Here is a 15,497-nt window from a genome sequence, read left to right as displayed (position 1 = left end):
CGCGCCCACGGCGAGGCCCGCCCCCGGCCCCGGCGCTCGCTCCGTCCGGCGGCGGGCCTCGCCGTGGGCGCGCTGGCACTGGGATGTGTGCTCGCGAACAGCGGCACGGCCGGTGCGGCCTCCCCGGCGACCCGGGCGACCGCGGCGACCCTGACGGCCGCGGCATCCGCGACGGCCGCGGCCCCCGCCGCCTCCCGCGCCAAGGCCGGTGACCTGCTCGACGTCACCCTCGACCAGCTGCACCCCACCCAGCCGGCCATCGGCTTCGACCAGATCTACTACAAGCTCGGCCGCTACACCTCCACCAAGGACGAGGCGAACGGCGACCTCAACAAGCGCTTCGACGACTGGTGCGAGACCAACGGCCAGGAGAAGGCCGCGTCCGTCAAGCGCGGCGCCAAGCTCTCCGACGCGTCGAGCTTCACCTGCTCCGTCGCCGTCGGCAAGGAGACCGCCGAGACCCGCGCCGCGATGAAGACGGCCGTCGTCGGCCCCGGCGGCGTCCTGTACCTCACCGACGGGCACCACACCCTGACCTCCTTCCTGGAGACGCCCGACGGCGGCCCGAAGACCCGTATCAGGCTGCGTGTCGTGGACAACCTGAGCGGGCTGTCCGGCGCCGCGTTCTGGCAGACCATGCGGGAGAAGAAGTGGGTGTGGCTGCGCGACGAGAACAACCGCCCCCTCACCACCGACCAGCTCCCGAGCCACCTGGGACTGGCCCACTTCCACGACGACCGCTACCGCAGCCTCGTCTACTTCACCCGTGACATCGGCTACCAGGCGCCCTCCGACGCCGCCGAGTTCCTGGAGTTCCAGTGGGGCACCTGGCTGCGTGAGCGCGTCGACCTGGGCGCGTACGACCTGACCACGCCCGCCTCGTACCTCTCCGCGATCCGCACCGCCTCCGAGACGATGTCGGCGACGCCCGGCGACACGGTCGTCGCCGACGGCCGCACCGCCGACGAACTCGGCCGGATGAAGGAGTGGAACAACGGCAAGAAGGCGACCGGCGGCGAGTTCGGGAAGCTCAGCGCCCCGATCTCCGAGTCGAAGCCCGGCAAGCTCGCCTACGCCCTCGACTTCCGCTCCCACGTCCCCGCCGCCCCCGCCTGCACCAGGACGGTGACCGGCACGCACGTCGGACCGCTGGTCGTCTCCTCCGGCGTCACCTGCCTGAACGGTACGAAGCTCACCGGCCCGGTCGTGGTCGGCGCGGGCGCGAGCCTGTACGCGAAGGGCGCCGAGATCACCGGGCCCGTCCAGGCGGTCGGCGCGCGTACGGTCCAGCTCTGCGGCACCTCGCTCACCGGTCCGCTCTCGGTCGTCGGTACGAAGGAGCGGCTGACCCTGTCGGGCCCCGGCTGCACCCCGAACACCCTGAAGGGCCCGGTCCAGCTGGTCGGCAACCCGTAGCCCCGACCACGCCCGGTACCCCGTCCGCCGCGCCCCCGTAGGCTGATCCGCGTGTGGATCAGCGAGGGTGGGGCCGGGCGGACGCGGGCCGCCGACGACGTGGACCGCGAGACAGCGGAGACGGGTGACGCGGCGGGTACGGGCGACACGGCGGGTACGGGCGACGCGGCGGGTACGGGCAGCGAGGCGGGTACGGGCGACACGGCGGCCGGGACAGCGAAGGGCGCGCGGCCGTGGTGGTGGACGCCGTCGCTGGTGACCGCCGTCACCGTCCCGTTCTACGTCCTGTGGGCCGCGCTGCTCGCGACCGGCGGCGGCGACCTCGCCGCGCAGCTCGCGTGGGCCGGGTTCATGGAGCGCCATCCGGACTCGGCGTACAACCTCTCCTGGTACGGCGGCGCGCACACCGCCAACTACAGCGTGCTGGCGCCCCCGCTGATGGCCTTCCTGGGCGTCAGGACGGTGTCCGTGGCGGCGGGACTGGCCGGGACCTGGGCCATGAGCGCCCTGTTCGTACGGTCGGGGGTGCGGCGCGCCCACTGGCCGGCGCTGCTGGGGGCGGTGGCCCTCTGGTGCAATGTGGCCTCGGGACGGACGACGTTCGCGCTGGGCGTCGCCGTCGGGCTGTTCGCGCTGCTCCACGTGGGGCGCCGCGTCCCGGCGGCGGTCCTCGCCGCGCTCGCCACCCTGACCAGTCCGGTCGCCGGGCTCTTCCTCGCCGTGGCGGGCGCGGCGTACGCCCTCGACCGGCGCTGGGCGCGAGGGGCTTCGCTGCTCGTGCCGCCCGCGCTGGTCGTGGCGGCGACGACGCTGCTCTTCCCGTTCGAGGGCGAGCAGCCGATGGCCCCCGGCAAGCTGTCGACGCCGCTGGTGATCTGCGCGGTGCTGTGCTGCGCGGCGCCGCGCGCGTGGCGGGTGGTGCGCTACGGCTCGGTGGTGTACGCGCTCGGGGTGGTGCTGACGTTCCTGGTCTCCTCGCCGATCGGCACGAACGTGGAGCGGCTGCTGGGGCTCGCGGGGCCGCCGGTGCTGCTGGCCGCGCTTCTGGCCAGGGGCCCTCGTACGGCGCTGCGCGCCCCGGTGAGCGCGCGGGCCCTGGCCGCGCTCGTCCTCGCGATCGGTCTCACCCTCAACACGCAGTGGCTGCTGAGCAAGACGGATGACGACCTCAAGGTGTCGACCACCGTGCCCGGCTGGGCCACGCACACCGGCGGCGTGGTCGCCGCCCTGGACCGGCTGGGCGCCGAACGCACCCGGGTGGAGGTGGTGCCCGCCCGCAACCACCGGGAGGCCGACGTCCTCGCTCCGCACGTCAATATGGCGCGCGGCTGGAACCGGCAGCTCGATGTCGTGCGCGGGCGTCTCTTCTACGACCGCCACACCGGCACCGCCACCCTCGACCGGGCCGACTACCGCGCCTGGCTGGACCGTTGGGCCGTCGGCTTCGTCGTCCTGCCGCACGGGCGGCCCGACGGTCCCGCCACCGCCGAGGCCGCGCTCGTCAAGGACGGCCCGGCGTGGCTGGAGCGGGTGTGGGGCGACCGCTGGTGGACGGTCTACCGGGTGCGGGACGCGAGGCCGCTGGTGTCGCGGCCCGGCAGCGTGGTGCGCGCGGACGGCGCGGAGCTGACCGTGCGCATGGCGGCGGCCGGTGCGGTGACCGTACGGGTCGCCTACTCGCCGTGGCTCAGGGCCCCGGGCGCCTGTGTGGAGCGCGCGGGCGAGTGGACGCGGCTGACGGTGACCGCGCCGGGCGACTACCGGCTGGGCTCGGCGTACCGGCTGCCGCGCGGCGGTGGTGGGAGCGGCTGCGGCTGACCGGCTCCGGCGCGCGCGGGGAAGCGCGCCGCCGGCCCGGTGCGCGGTGGGCGGCGGGCCGCGCACCGGGCCGCGTCACAGCTTCAGCTGGAAGACGCCCGCCGCCCGCTCGCGCCGGTAGCCCAGCGACTCGTTGACCGCGAGCATGCCCGTGTTCTCGTCGGCGACGGTGGTGGTGATCTCCCGTACGCCGGGGCGCAGTTCGCACAGGCCGTCCAGCAGATGGCGCTTGACCGCGCGCCCCAGGCCGTGGCCCCTGCTGTCCGGGACGACCACCGTGTCGTACTGGAGGGCGCGGGTGTCGGCCGGGTCTCTGAGGACCACCTCGGTGTACGCGACGACCGCGTCGCCGCGCGCGGCGTCGAGCACCACCGAGGTGTGGATGACCCCGCCGCGCTCCTCGATCACCCGCGCGGCGGCCCGTACCCGCTCGGCGTCCCAGCGTTCGGCGCCCTCCGCCAGCTCCCCGGCGGGCGCGTCGTTCATCGCCTCGTGGGCGAGGGCGAACGAGGCGGCGTACGCGTCGGGGACGACCCCCGTCCAGTCCGCGAAGCGCAGACCGGCGGGGAGCGACGGCGGTGGTATCTCCTCCAGCGCCCGCCGTACGCGCTGTACGTACCAGCCGAGCGGCAGCACGTTCGTGAAGCCGAGACTGTCCACGAACGCCTCGCCCGCGCCCCCGACTTCGAGCACGGTGGCGACCGATCCCCGTCCGGCGGACGAGAGTTCGTCCCGTACCGCCGCCCACAGGGCCGCCCCGACGCCGTGCCGCCTGGCGTCGGGCCGTACCACCAGGGCGTTCAGGAAGGCCCGGTGGCGGTTGGCCGGCTCGGTGAACAGCATCAGCGAGGCGACACCTGTGTACGACCCGTCGGGCGCCGTCGTCGCCATGTGCACGCTCCGGCCGCCGGTCGACGGCACCCGCAGTTTGCCGACGGTCTCCGTGATGCTGGGCTCGGGGACGGAAGCGGGCAGGTCCAGGTCGTGCGCGGCGACGACCACCGCGTGCCAGGCGGCTGTCTCGGCGGCCGAGGGCGAGTTTCCCAGAGTGATCAGCATGGCTTCGAACCTACGCGTACGAGAGGGGCGACGCCCCCGGGTTGCGGGGACGTCCTGACGAACCTCGGCGGAACGGACGGCCGGCGTCCCTCCCGGTTCAGGCAGCGGCGTTCTCCGTGATCGTGACCCGGCCCTTGCGGATGGTCGCGAGCCGGGGCGCGCGACGGGCTATCGAGCTGTCGTGCGTGACCATGATGAAGGTCAGACCGTGCTCTTTCCAGAGTCCTTCCAGCAGTTCCATGATGTCGTCGCGTGTCGACTCGTCAAGGTTTCCGGTCGGTTCGTCCGCGAGCAGCACCTTCGGCTGCTTGACGAGCGCGCGGGCGATGGCCACGCGCTGCTGCTGACCGCCGGAGAGTTCGCTGGGCAGATGCCCGGCCCGCTCGCCGAGACCGACGGATTCCAGCGCCCGCTCGGCCTGTTCGCGCCGGGCGGCGCCCTTGAGGCCGAGCGGTACGAGCGCGGTCTCGACGTTCTCCTGGGCGGTCAGTGTGGGGATGAGGTTGAAGCTCTGGAAGACGAAGCCGATGGACTCGGCCCGCACCTTGGTGAGTTTCGCCTCGGGCAGGTCGGCCAGGTTCACCCCGTCGAACTCGACGGTGCCACTGGTCGGCCGGTCGAGCCCGCCGAGCATCTGGAGCAGGGTGGACTTGCCGCCGCCTGTGGGTCCCTGGATGACGAGCCGGCCGCCGTCCTCGATGGTCAGGTCGACCCCGGCGAGGGCGTGGACGGTCTTCTTGCCGCGCGTGTAGTGCTTGGTGACGCCTCTGAGCTGGTACACGGATCCACTCCTGTGGTGCGAAAGGCTGTACGGGACGACGGGGGGCGGGCGCGTCCGGTGGCCCGCGTGGTGGGCGGGCCGTCTTCGGCGGGCCCGCCCGCTCACTCGACGCGGCGCAGCGCGTCCGCCGGGCGCAGCCGGGAGGCCCGCCAGCCGCCGAAGCCGCCCGCGATCAGGCCACCGGCGACGGCGAGCGCGACGGCGACGCCGATCGTGGTGAGCGAGACGGGCGCGGTGAGGGCGATGTCGAGGGCCTTGGCGGCGCTCTGCCGGCCGGCGCCGCCGCCACCCATGGGGCCGCCGCCACCGCCGCCGAAGCCACCGCCACCGCCACCGCCGAAGCCGCCTCCGGAGGAGCCGAGTTGTGCGGTGAGGGTGGGGCTGATGGCCGTGACGAGGTACGCGCCGCCGAGGCCGAGGGCGATCCCGAGCACCCCGCCGAGCAGCCCGTTGACGAGCGCCTCGCCGACGACCTGCCGGGTGACGCGACCGCTGGTCCAGCCGAGCGCCTTGAGCGTGCCGAACTCCCGTACCCGGCGGCTGACGGCCGAGGACGTGAGCAGCCCGGCCACCAGGAAGGCGGCGACGAGCACGGCGACGGAGAGCCACTTGCCCACGTTGGCGGCGAGGTCGGACGCGGTGGACAGCGAGCCGGAGACGGTGTCGGCGAGGTCGGCCGAGGTGGTGACGGTGGTGCCGGAGATGTTCTTCTGGATGGTGGCCTTGACGGTGTCGATCTGCTGCGAGTCGGCGGCCTTGACGTAGACGGTGGTGACCTTGTCCTTGGAGTCGGCCAGGGTCTGCGCCTTCTTGAGCGGGATGTAGAGGTTGGCCGCCGCGTCACCGCTGTCGGCGGTGGCGACGCCGATGAGGGTGAACTTCGTCTTGGAGATGGTCACGGTCTTGCCGACCGTGAGGCTCTTCTCCTTGGCGTAGGCGCTGTCGACGACGGCGACCGCCGCGTCGGTCTCGCCGGTCGTGAAGGTGCGGCCCTTGGTGAGCTTGGAGGAGGTCAGCGGGCCGAGGGCGGGCGCGGTGACGTCCGTGCCGTAGACGGTGTACGAGTTGACGTCGAACGAGGCGCCGCCGCCGCGTACTTCGCCGCCGGAGCCGCCCGTACCGCCGGAGCCGCCGGGCGCGCCGCCCCGGCCGCCGCCCTGCTGGCCGCCCTCCTGCTGGGCGAACTCGCCGCGCTTGAACTCGCCGTCGACCTTGAGGACGGTCAGGCTGAGTCCGCCGACGGCCTCGGAGACGCCGTCCTGGCCGGCGACCTCGGTGACGGTCGAGGAGGCCAGGGTCTGGAAGCCCTGGACCATGACGCGGTCGCTGCTCTGCTCGGTGTCCGCGTCGTCGTCGCCCTTGGCGTCGAACTCGAAGCGGGGCCGGCCCGTCGTACCGCCTTCGCCGGGCGGGGTGGCGGCTTTGGTGACCGTCATGTCGGTGCCGAGCCCGTACAGCGACTGGAGTACCTGGTCCTGGGCCCGGCTCATGCCGGTGGAGACGGAGCTGACGACGATGACGAGGGCGATTCCCAGGGCGAGCCCCGAGGCGACGACGAGCGCCGCCTTTCTGCGACGGCGCAGCTCGCGCCTGAGATAGGTGAAGAACATGGGCGTGAAGTTAGGCGCCCGTTGTGATGAGGAGTTAAGGCCCGGGTGAGAGCTGGATGAGAACGCGAACGGCGGCGGCACCGCGAGGGGTGCCGCCGCCGTTCAGGACGTCGCGTTCCGGACGTCGCGTTCCGGACGTCGCGTTCCGGACGTCGCGTTCCGCGGGTGTCAGGCTTCGGAGCCGGCCTTCCAGTCGGCCCAGCTGAGGTTCCAGCCGTTGAGGCCGTTGTCCGGCTGGATGGTCTTGTCGTCGGAGTTCTTGACGATCACGACATCACCGACGATCGAGCTGTCGTAGAACCACGCGGCGGGCGTGTTGGGGTCGTTGGCGCCCTTGGTGTCCGACAGGCCGACACAGCCGTGGCTGGTGTTGACGGAACCGAAGATGGACTTGGCGCCCCAGTAGTTGCCGTGCAGGAAGGTGCCGGAGTTGGACAGCCGCATGGCGTGCGGGACGTCCTTGATGTCGTACTCGCCCTTGCCGTCGCTGTCCGTGAAGCCGACCGTCGCGCCGTTCATCCGGGTCTCCTTGAACTTCTCGGAGATCACCATCTGGCCGTTGTAGGTCGTGTTCTCGGGGGAACCGGCCGAGATCGGGATGGTCTTGATCGTCTTGCCGTCCCGGGTGACGGTCATGGTGTGGGCCTTGGCGTCCACCGTGCTGACCTGGGCGCGGCCGATCTTGAAGGTGACCGTCTTCTCCTGGACGCCGAAGACGCCCTTGGCGCCCTCGACGCCGTCCAGGGAGAGCTTCAGGGTGACCGTGGAGCCGGCCTGCCAGTACTGGTCGGGGCGCAGGTCCAGGCGCTGGCCGTTGAACCAGTGGCCGACGACTTCCTGGCCGCTGCTGGAGGTGACGGTGACGCCGTCCTCGACAGCCTTCTTGTCGGTGATCGCCTTGTTGAAGTTGATCGAGACCGGCATGCCGACGCCGACCGTGGAGCCGTCCTCGGGGGTGAAGTTCCCGATGAAGCTGTTCTCGGGGGAGACCGTGGTGAAGGAGGCGTTGGCGAACGCCTTGAGGTTCTTGGCGTCCTTCGCGGTGGCGGCGACCTTGTAGACGGTGGAGCGTTCGAGCTGGGCGTCCGGCTGCCAGCTCTTGGCGTCGTCGGAGAGGGTGCCCTTGACGGCGGTGCCGTCGGCCGTGGTCATCTTGACCTCGGTGAGAGTGCCCTTGGTGACAGTGACCTTGGCGTCGTTGTTGATCCCGACGTTCGTCGCGCCGTTCTTCGGCGCGATGGCTATCTGGGCCTCGGACGTCTGCTTGGCGGCGGCCGCGTCGGCCTGCGACTGCGAGGAGGACGAGCTGTCGCCGCTCGCCTTGTCACCGCTGTCACTGCACGCCGAGAGCACCAGAACGCCGCCGAGCACTGCGGACGCGGCCATGAGGCCCTTGCGCCGCTTGCTGTCCGTCATCACACGCTTCTCCATCATCGCCGCCTACCCTGCCGATAACCTTTAAGAACACCCTTGGCGGTTCGTCCGGTTCCACATCGATCGAATGTGTGGTGAACACCACTCGCCCCGGGGAATGCCGTACGGAATATCGCGGGGGTACGGGCGGGCTCCGGCCCGCCGACTGCCGCGGCCCGGAGCCTGTACCGACCGGCACGAGTACCGGTCGGTTCGGTCCTACCAGAGTGTCATGCTCCGACGCTACCCCCGACCAGCACCCACCCCGCCGCCGTCGCCCACGGCCGTGACCTGCGACGATCCATTGTTTCCGGTGCGGGCGCCGTCCTCGCCGCCGTCCCCGTCGTGGTCCCCGTCGCCGTCCCCGTCGTGGTCCCCGTCGCCGTCCCCGTCGCCGTCCCCGTCGCCGTCCTCGTCGTCGTCGAGGTCCCACTCCAGCGCGTCGGGGTCGTAGTCGATCAGCTCGCTGGTCCAGGACGCCTGGGCGAGATCGATCCCGGGAACCTCCTTGACCAGGTCGAACGGCTCCACCAGATACGCGAGGGCCTCCGCCCCGTCGTCCCGTACCGTCGCCCGCGCATGCTCGCGCTCGTCGTCGGGAAGGGTCTCGTCGGCGGCCACGCGGTCGAGGGCGGCGGCGCTCAGCCGCTCGGCGTCGGCCACTTCCAGCACCAATTCCACCCGCAGCCGTACATACCGTGATGTCTCAGAAGTGCTCATACGACGGAGCGTAGGGCTCCTGACCCACGCGGCTTTCCCACGACCCGCTGCTTTCAGCAGCCGAGCGGGTCCGAGGTCCCGGCTGCCGGGCGGGGCCCCAGGGGGCGGAGGACGCCGCTTCGGACGTACTCGTCTAGCATCAGCGCACTCAGCCAATTCGGCGTTGTCCAAAGGGGATCGATCACGTGTCCGTCGCACGCCGGCCGCTGCTGACGGCGACCGCCGCCGGAACCCTGCTCTGCGCGCTGTGGTTCGTGCCTTCCGCGAAGGCCACGGACGACATGAGCGGGGCGACCGGCGGACGGGAGCAGTCCGCGCCATCGGAGCAGAGCCAGGGGAGACTCGCCCTCGAAGGCTACGAGGAGCCCGCCACGCCCAGCACGCCCAGCGCGCCCGCCACGTCCGGCGAGGACCGCCGGGAGCCGGTCCTCGCCGACACGGGCAGCGTGGACACCACGCCGTACGTCGTCGGCGGGACCGGCTGCCTGGGGATCGGCGCGGGCTTCGTCGCGTACTCGATGCGCAGGGCGGGCCGTACGGTCTGACGCGCCCGCGCCGCCCGCGCCGCCCGGCCCGCTACCGGCCCGCTACGCGAGCGGCCCGGTGACCGGCTCCACGGCGGCGACCAGCGCCCCCGTCCGCACGAAGGCGTCCGCGCCCGCGAGGTCGGGCGCCAGGAACCGGTCGGGCCCCGGGCCCTCGACGCCCGTGGCGCGCAGCGCGTCGATGACCGCGCGGGAGGCGGGCGCGGGCGTCAGCCCGGCGCGCAGCTCGATGGCGCGCGTCGCCGCGTACAGCTCGACGGCGACGATCCGGGTCAGGTTGTCGACGGCGGTGCGGAGCTTGCGCGCGGCGGACCAGCCCATCGAGACGTGGTCCTCCTGCATCGCGGAGGACGGGATCGAGTCGACCGAGGCCGGTGCCGCGAGCCGCTTCATCTCGCTGACCAGCGCGGCCTGGGTGTACTGGGCGATCATCAGGCCGGAGTCCACCCCGGCGTCGTCCGCGAGGAACGGCGGCAGCCCGTGCGAGCGGTTCTTGTCCAGCAGCCGGTCGGTACGGCGCTCCGCGATGGAGCCGAGGTCGGCGGCGACGATGGCGAGGAAGTCCAGGACGTAGGCCACCGGGGCGCCGTGGAAGTTGCCGTTGGACTCCACCCGGCCGTCGGCCAGTACCACCGGGTTGTCCACGGCCGAGGCCAGCTCCCGGTCGGCCACCAGCCGGGCGTACGCCAGCGTGTCCCGGCCCGCGCCCGCGACCTGCGGGGCGCAGCGCACCGAGTAGGCGTCCTGCACCCGGGGCTCGGCGTCGGCCTGGAAGTGCCCGGTCAGCCCGGACCCGGCGAGCACCCGCCGCATGTTGTCGGCGCTGGCGCCCTGGCCGGGGTGCGGCCTGATCGCGTGCAGCTCGGGCGCCAGGACCTTGTCCGTGCCGAGCAGGGCCTCCAGGGTGAGGGCCGCGGTGATGTCGGCGGAGGTGTAGAGCCGGTGCAGGTCGGCGAGGGCCATGATCAGCATGCCGAGCATGCCGTCCGTGCCGTTGAGCAGGGCGAGCCCCTCCTTCTCGCGCAGCTCCACGGGCTCGATGCCGTGTGCGGCGAGCAGCTCGCCCGCGGGCGCGATCACGCCGTCGGGGCCCTCGGCGTCGCCCTCGCCCATGAGGGTCAGCGCGCAGTGCGAGAGCGGGGCGAGGTCCCCGGAGCAGCCGAGCGAGCCGAACTCGTGGACGACCGGGGTGATCCCGGCGTTCAGGACGGCCGCCATGGTCCGCGCGGTCCCGGGCCGTACGCCGGTGTGTCCCGACGCCAGGGTCTTCAGCCGCAGGAACATCAGCGCCCGCACCACCTCGCGCTCCACCCGGGGCCCCATCCCGGCGGCGTGCGACCGCACGATGTTGCGCTGGAGCCGCCCCCGCAGGTCGGGGCCGATGTGCCGGGTGGCGAGGGCGCCGAACCCGGTGGAGACGCCGTACACGGGCTCCGGCTTGGCCGCCAGCGCGTCGACGACCTCGCGGGCGGCGGCGAGCGCGTCGAGGGCCTCGGCGGAGAGTTCCACCCGGGCGTGGCCCCGGGCGACGGCGATGACGTCCTCGGCCGTCGTCCCCGACGGCCCCACCACGACTGTATGCATATCCATATTCAGGAGCGTACGGACTGTATCGCCGAGTGTCACTAGGCGGCGAGGTCGCCGCTCGGAGCCTCCTCCTACGACGACGGTGGCGGCAGCGGTGGCGGCGGCGGTGGCGGTGGCGCGTCCCGGAAGCGGCGGCGGTCGCCGGACGGTGGGGCGGGGGCGTCGGCCAGCCGGATCACCGCGCCGTCGCGGCCCGCCACCACCGGCCGCCGGGAGCGGGCGCCCTTCGCGCGGTACTGCGCGGCGTCCGCCAGGCGGAACAGCCGACGGGCCGAGCGGACCTCGCCGATCGGATCGCCGGTGGACGCGATCCCGCAGGCCACGCCCTCGCCCAGCTCCAGCCCCGCGGCGCGCAGACAGAGTTCACCGGCCACCGCGATCACCTCGTCCGCCGCGGGGCCGACCGTCAGGAGGCAGAACTCGTCGCCGCCGAGCCGCGCCGCCAGCGCGCCGGGGAGCCGGGCGCCGCAGACCGACAGGAGTGTGCTGAATCGTTCCAGCAGCCGGTCGCCGACGGCGTGGCCCTGGGTGTCGTTGACCTTCTTGAGCCCGTTGAGGTCGCAGACGACCAGGCTCACGACGGCCCCTTCCCGCCGGTGCGCGGCGATCGCCTCGTCCAGCCGCGCGTCCACCGCGCGCCGGTTCGCCAGCCCCGTCAGCGGATCGGTGGAGGCGAGCCTGCGGACCTCTTCGAGCCGTTCCGTCTGGGCGATCCCGGCCGCGACGACCGACGCGATGACGGTGGCGAAGTCCGCGTCGTCCGTGTCGAAGACCGGGGCGCCGCGCGGCCTGGCCACGTACAGCTCGCCCCAGGCCCGCCCGTGCAGCACGATCGGCGCCACGACGCAGCAGCCCCGGCCGCGCCGCCGGAGCGCGGCGACGCGCTGGGGGCAGTGGCCGGGCGCGGCCCGCGCGCCGGGCCCGGGGGCGGCGCCCGGCCCGGCGTCCGCCGTCTCCACCCACGCGTGCGCCCCGCCGCCGCCCGTCCACCGCTCGTGCGGGAACTCCGCGATCTCGGGGAACTGGTGGACGGGGTACGACTCGTCCTCGGGGAACTCCTCCTCCCCCGCCACCCGCTCCCCCGCGTTCACCAGCACCTTCAGCCGCCCGAGGTCCCGCTCCCACAGCGACAGCGCCGCGAAACTCCCCCCGAGCGCCTCGCGCGCCCCCAGCGCCGCCGCCAGCCAGGCGTCGCGCGCCGCCGGGGCCGCGGCCATCGCCTGGGACAGCGCCACTACGGCACCCAGTCGCCCATCCACTCCCATCACTCCACCTTAAGACGGTTTGGAGTGATTTGATCACTTGGGGCGAACGAGGGTCACCGTGAGTTGGATCATGGAGAGGCGGGTGGCGGCGGGCGCTACTCCCCCGGCCACGCGGGCGCTACTCCCCCGGCCACGCGGGCGCGCGCTTCTCGTTGAACGCCGCGACACCCTCGGCGCGGTCTCCCGAGAACGCGACCGAGCGCCACGCCGCGTCCTCCACCTCCAGACCGGCCCGCAGGTCGAGACCGTGCCCGAGCCGCAGCGCGCGCTTGGCCGCGCGCAGACCGACGGGCGAGTTCGCGGCGATACGGCCCGCCAGCGCGAGCGCCTCGTCCCGGTCCTCGCCCTCGGCCACCAGCTGGTCGACCAGGCCCAGACCGGCCGCCTCCGCGGCGCCCACGCGCCGCGCCGTGAAGACCAGTTCGGCGGCGCGCGCGGCGCCGACCCGGCGCGGCAGCAGCTGCGTACCGCCGCCGCCCGGGATCACGCCGACCGACACCTCGGGCAGCCCGACCACGGCCGTGGCGTCGGCCACGATCAGGTCGCAGGCGAGCGCCAGCTCGTAGCCGCCGCCCAGCGCGTAGCCGTGCACGGCGGCGATCGTGGGCATCGGCAGCTCCAGCACCCCCGTGTAGGCGCTCCGCGCGAGGGGCCGCTGACGCACCAGCTCGGCGTCGCTGAAGGAGTTGCGCTCCTTGAGGTCCGCGCCGACACAGAAGGCCCGCGCGTGCGTGGAGGTCAGCACCGTCACCCGCACCCCCCGGTCCGCGCCCAGCTTCGCGCAGGCGGCGCCGATGGAGCGGGCCAGCTCCGAGGAGACCGCGTTCATCGCCTTGGGCCGGTCCAGGACCAGCTCGGCCACCCGGCCGCCCGTACCGTGCCGCCGTACGACGACATGCTCCCCGAACCGCTGCTCGCCCTCGGTCATGGCCGCACCCTCCCGGTTGACGCGGTTAACGATGGTTCACCGGGAGGGATCCTATGCGGTGCGCCGCCCCAGGAGCCATGGCTCGACCACGCCGAGTCCACGCACCGGCCGCTGCCACATCGGCTGGAGCCCGAAGCGGTACGCGGGCGCCGCCGCGCCCTCCTTCTCGGCCCGCGCGGCGGCCTCGGCTGCCCCCGACTCCGAGGCGGGGACATCGCCGGTGCGGATGAGTTCCTCGGCGAACGCGCCGTCGACCAGCACCGTGTCCTTGGGGGCTATCGACGTCAACCGGCTCGCGAGGTTCACCGTCGTGCCGAAGACGTCGCCCATCCGCGTGGTGACCGTGCCGAACGCGATGCCGACGCGCAGCGCGGGCATCGTCTCGTCGTGCGTCATGGTCTCTATCAGCCGCAGCGCGATCTCCGCCGCCGTACCGGCGTCGTCCGCCGCGTACAGCACCTCGTCGCCGAGGGTCTTGATCAACCGGCCGCCGTGCGCGGCGACCAGGTCGGCGCAGGTCGTCTCGAACGCCTCGACCAGCTCGCCCAGCTCCTCCTCCTCCAGGCGGCGGGTGAGCCGGGTGAAGCCGACGAGGTCGGCGAAGCCGACGGCGAGCCTGCGGTCGACCATCTCGTCGTCGTCCGCCGCCTGGACGACGCGCCCGGTAGCGGCGGCGAGTTGGCGCCGCCACACGTAGACGAGGAACTCCTCCAGCTCCGGCAGGAGCAGCTCCACCAGCGGATAGGTGACCTCGGTGCGGGTCATGCCCGGCTCGGGCGGTTCGATGAGCCCGGCGAGGAAGGAATCGATCTGCCACTCGGCCAGCCGGGCGGTGGTCTGGCCGGTCGACCTGGCCACCTGGATCGCCATCGGCTCGCTGAGCAGCCCGGCCTCCACCAGACCGGACAGCCGCCGCAGCGCCAGCACGTCCGCCTCGGTGAACGCCTTGGCCTGGCCCACGTCCGCGAAGCCCATCGCCCGCCAGAAGCGGGACGCGAGGTCCATCGAGACACCGGCCGTGCGGGCGGCCTGGAAGGGCGTGTAGCGGCGCTCGGCGCCCAGGATCAGCTGTTCGAGCCGGATGGCCAGCGGGTCGTCGGTCGGCTCCGCCGTGTGGTCGACGATGTGGTGCGGGCTCGGGTGAGCCGAGGGGTCCGGCGGCGGCGACGCGTCCTCGCCGGAAGCCGAATCATCGACGGTCACCGGCCGCCTCCTGCCCGTTCCCTGCGCACTGCCCTACCGATCTGTCGTGGACCGGCTCAACGATACGGCAGATGTGCGCTGGCTCACGTATCGCCCGTCCGTCCCGGTCGACCGTACGGGCATATGACGGCCGCCCCGCCGCCCGCCGGAGCGTCCGGCTCCGGTTCCGCTCCGGCTCCGGTGGGGCTCCGGTCGGGCCGCACGCCGGTCGCCGCTCCGGACACCATTCCGGTCGCCGATCCGGCGCGCGGGGGCGCGCTCCTCACCACGCTCCTCACCGCGCGCCGCGTACGTGCACGACGTCGCCCGCGCCCACCGGGTGACGCGTCCCGTCGGCCGTCCGCAGGATCAGCCGGCCGTCCCCGTCCACCGCGACGGCCTCGCCGGTCAGCGCGCGGTCCCCGGGCAGCTCCGCCCGTACCGTACGGCCGAGCGTCGCGCACCCCGCCGCGTACGCCTCCCGCAGCCCGGACAGCGCCGGGTCGCCGCCCGCCGCGCGCCACTCGCCGTACCGCCGCTCCAGCGAGCGGAGCACCGCCCGCAGCAGGGTGTCGCGGTCGACGGAGACCGCGTCGGCGAGGCCGAGCGAACCGGCCGTCGGCACGGGCAGTTCGTCGGCGCGCAGGGAGACGTTGACGCCGACGCCCACGACCACGGCGTCGTCCCCGGCGCGTTCCACGAGGATCCCGCCGGCCTTGCGCTCCTCGCCGTCCACGGTGACGAGCAGGTCGTTGGGCCACTTGAGGGCCGTGTCCACCCCGGCGGCGCGCGCCAGACCGGTCGCGACGGCCACGCCGGTCAGCAGCGGCAGCCAGCCGAGGCGCGCGACCGGAACGTCAGGGCCGGGCCGCAGGAGTACGGAGAAGAAGATCCCGGAGCGCGCCGGGGCCGACCACCGCCGGTCGAGCCGGCCGCGCCCGGCGGTCTGCTCCTCGGCGACGAGCACCGCGCCCTCGGCCGCGCCCCGCGTCGCGCGCGCCACGAGATCGGAGTTGGTGGACCCGGTCGCGGCGACCACGTCGAGCGAGGTCCACAGCCCGCCCGGCACCACCAGCCCGCGGCGCAGCGCGCGCGCGTTCAGCGGGGGGCGTTCGAGGTCGGACCAGCGGCCGGCGGGGGTACGGGGCTCCGTCATTGGTAGTCAGGGGCGCG

Annotated in this window: 13 protein-coding genes; 3 read left to right on the top strand and 10 right to left on the bottom strand. The window is 73.5% G+C overall.

All coding sequences use genetic code 11. From position 1 onward, the window contains the following. Window positions 1-87 precede the first annotated feature (87 nt). Window positions 88-1,416: a ParB/Srx family N-terminal domain-containing protein gene (locus DVH02_RS18020; protein WP_233518298.1), complete on the top strand. Its 1,329-nt coding sequence runs from the start codon at window positions 88-90 to the stop codon at window positions 1,414-1,416. 255 nt (window positions 1,417-1,671) lie between these two features. Beyond that, on the top strand, window positions 1,672-3,234 hold the full coding sequence (locus DVH02_RS18015; RefSeq protein ID WP_233518297.1) for a hypothetical protein: 1,563 nt from the start codon (window positions 1,672-1,674) through the stop codon (window positions 3,232-3,234). A gap of 75 nt (window positions 3,235-3,309) precedes the next feature. Here the strand turns inward: DVH02_RS18015 and DVH02_RS18010 are convergent, their stop codons facing one another. The 5 genes from DVH02_RS18010 to DVH02_RS17990 form a co-directional block, all read right to left on the bottom strand. After that, the gene (locus DVH02_RS18010; protein ID WP_114624840.1) at window positions 3,310-4,293 is read right to left on the bottom strand and encodes a GNAT family N-acetyltransferase; all 984 of its coding nucleotides are present in this window, start codon (window positions 4,291-4,293) and stop codon (window positions 3,310-3,312) included. Between the two features lie 97 nt (window positions 4,294-4,390). Beyond that, a complete protein-coding gene (locus DVH02_RS18005) occupies window positions 4,391-5,074 on the bottom strand; it encodes an ABC transporter ATP-binding protein (protein ID WP_114624839.1) in 684 nt (227 codons plus the stop codon). 101 nt (window positions 5,075-5,175) lie between these two features. Then, the gene (locus DVH02_RS18000; RefSeq protein ID WP_114624838.1) at window positions 5,176-6,684 is read right to left on the bottom strand and encodes an ABC transporter permease; all 1,509 of its coding nucleotides are present in this window, start codon (window positions 6,682-6,684) and stop codon (window positions 5,176-5,178) included. Window positions 6,685-6,852: 168 nt separating this feature from the next. Next, complete coding sequence (locus tag DVH02_RS17995) at window positions 6,853-8,115, bottom strand: L,D-transpeptidase (protein ID WP_114624841.1); 1,263 nt, start codon at window positions 8,113-8,115, stop codon at window positions 6,853-6,855. Between the two features lie 225 nt (window positions 8,116-8,340). After that, window positions 8,341-8,817 carry a hypothetical protein gene (locus DVH02_RS17990; protein ID WP_233518299.1) on the bottom strand — a complete coding sequence of 159 codons (477 nt, stop codon included), beginning with the start codon at window positions 8,815-8,817 and terminating at the stop codon, window positions 8,341-8,343. A gap of 185 nt (window positions 8,818-9,002) precedes the next feature. On the opposite strand from DVH02_RS17990, the gene DVH02_RS17985 reads away from it, so the two are divergent. Continuing rightward, window positions 9,003-9,362, top strand: a complete 360-nt coding sequence (locus DVH02_RS17985; protein WP_114624837.1) for a hypothetical protein — start codon at window positions 9,003-9,005, stop codon at window positions 9,360-9,362. Between the two features lie 42 nt (window positions 9,363-9,404). On the opposite strand, the gene hutH is transcribed toward DVH02_RS17985, so the two are convergent. The 5 genes from hutH to DVH02_RS17960 form a co-directional block, all read right to left on the bottom strand. Beyond that, the gene (hutH, locus tag DVH02_RS17980; RefSeq protein ID WP_114624836.1) at window positions 9,405-10,952 is read right to left on the bottom strand and encodes a histidine ammonia-lyase; all 1,548 of its coding nucleotides are present in this window, start codon (window positions 10,950-10,952) and stop codon (window positions 9,405-9,407) included. 68 nt (window positions 10,953-11,020) lie between these two features. After that, on the bottom strand, window positions 11,021-12,217 hold the full coding sequence (locus tag DVH02_RS17975; protein ID WP_114624835.1) for a GGDEF domain-containing protein: 1,197 nt from the start codon (window positions 12,215-12,217) through the stop codon (window positions 11,021-11,023). Between the two features lie 115 nt (window positions 12,218-12,332). Continuing rightward, window positions 12,333-13,142, bottom strand: coding sequence for an enoyl-CoA hydratase/isomerase family protein (locus tag DVH02_RS17970; RefSeq protein WP_114624834.1), 810 nt, complete (start codon window positions 13,140-13,142; stop codon window positions 12,333-12,335). A 51-nt stretch (window positions 13,143-13,193) separates the two neighbouring features. Further along, a complete protein-coding gene (locus DVH02_RS17965; protein ID WP_114624833.1) occupies window positions 13,194-14,345 on the bottom strand; it encodes an adenylate/guanylate cyclase domain-containing protein in 1,152 nt (383 codons plus the stop codon). Between the two features lie 274 nt (window positions 14,346-14,619). Continuing rightward, window positions 14,620-15,480 carry a biotin--[acetyl-CoA-carboxylase] ligase gene (locus tag DVH02_RS17960; RefSeq protein WP_114624832.1) on the bottom strand — a complete coding sequence of 287 codons (861 nt, stop codon included), beginning with the start codon at window positions 15,478-15,480 and terminating at the stop codon, window positions 14,620-14,622. Between the last annotated feature and the right edge of the window lie 17 nt (window positions 15,481-15,497).

Source organism: Streptomyces corynorhini (assembly GCF_003346515.1).
Classification (GTDB): Bacteria; Actinomycetota; Actinomycetes; order Streptomycetales; family Streptomycetaceae; genus Streptomyces; species Streptomyces corynorhini.
Note: the sequence above shows the minus strand (reverse complement) of the source record. Positions and strands in the feature narration are given on the sequence as shown.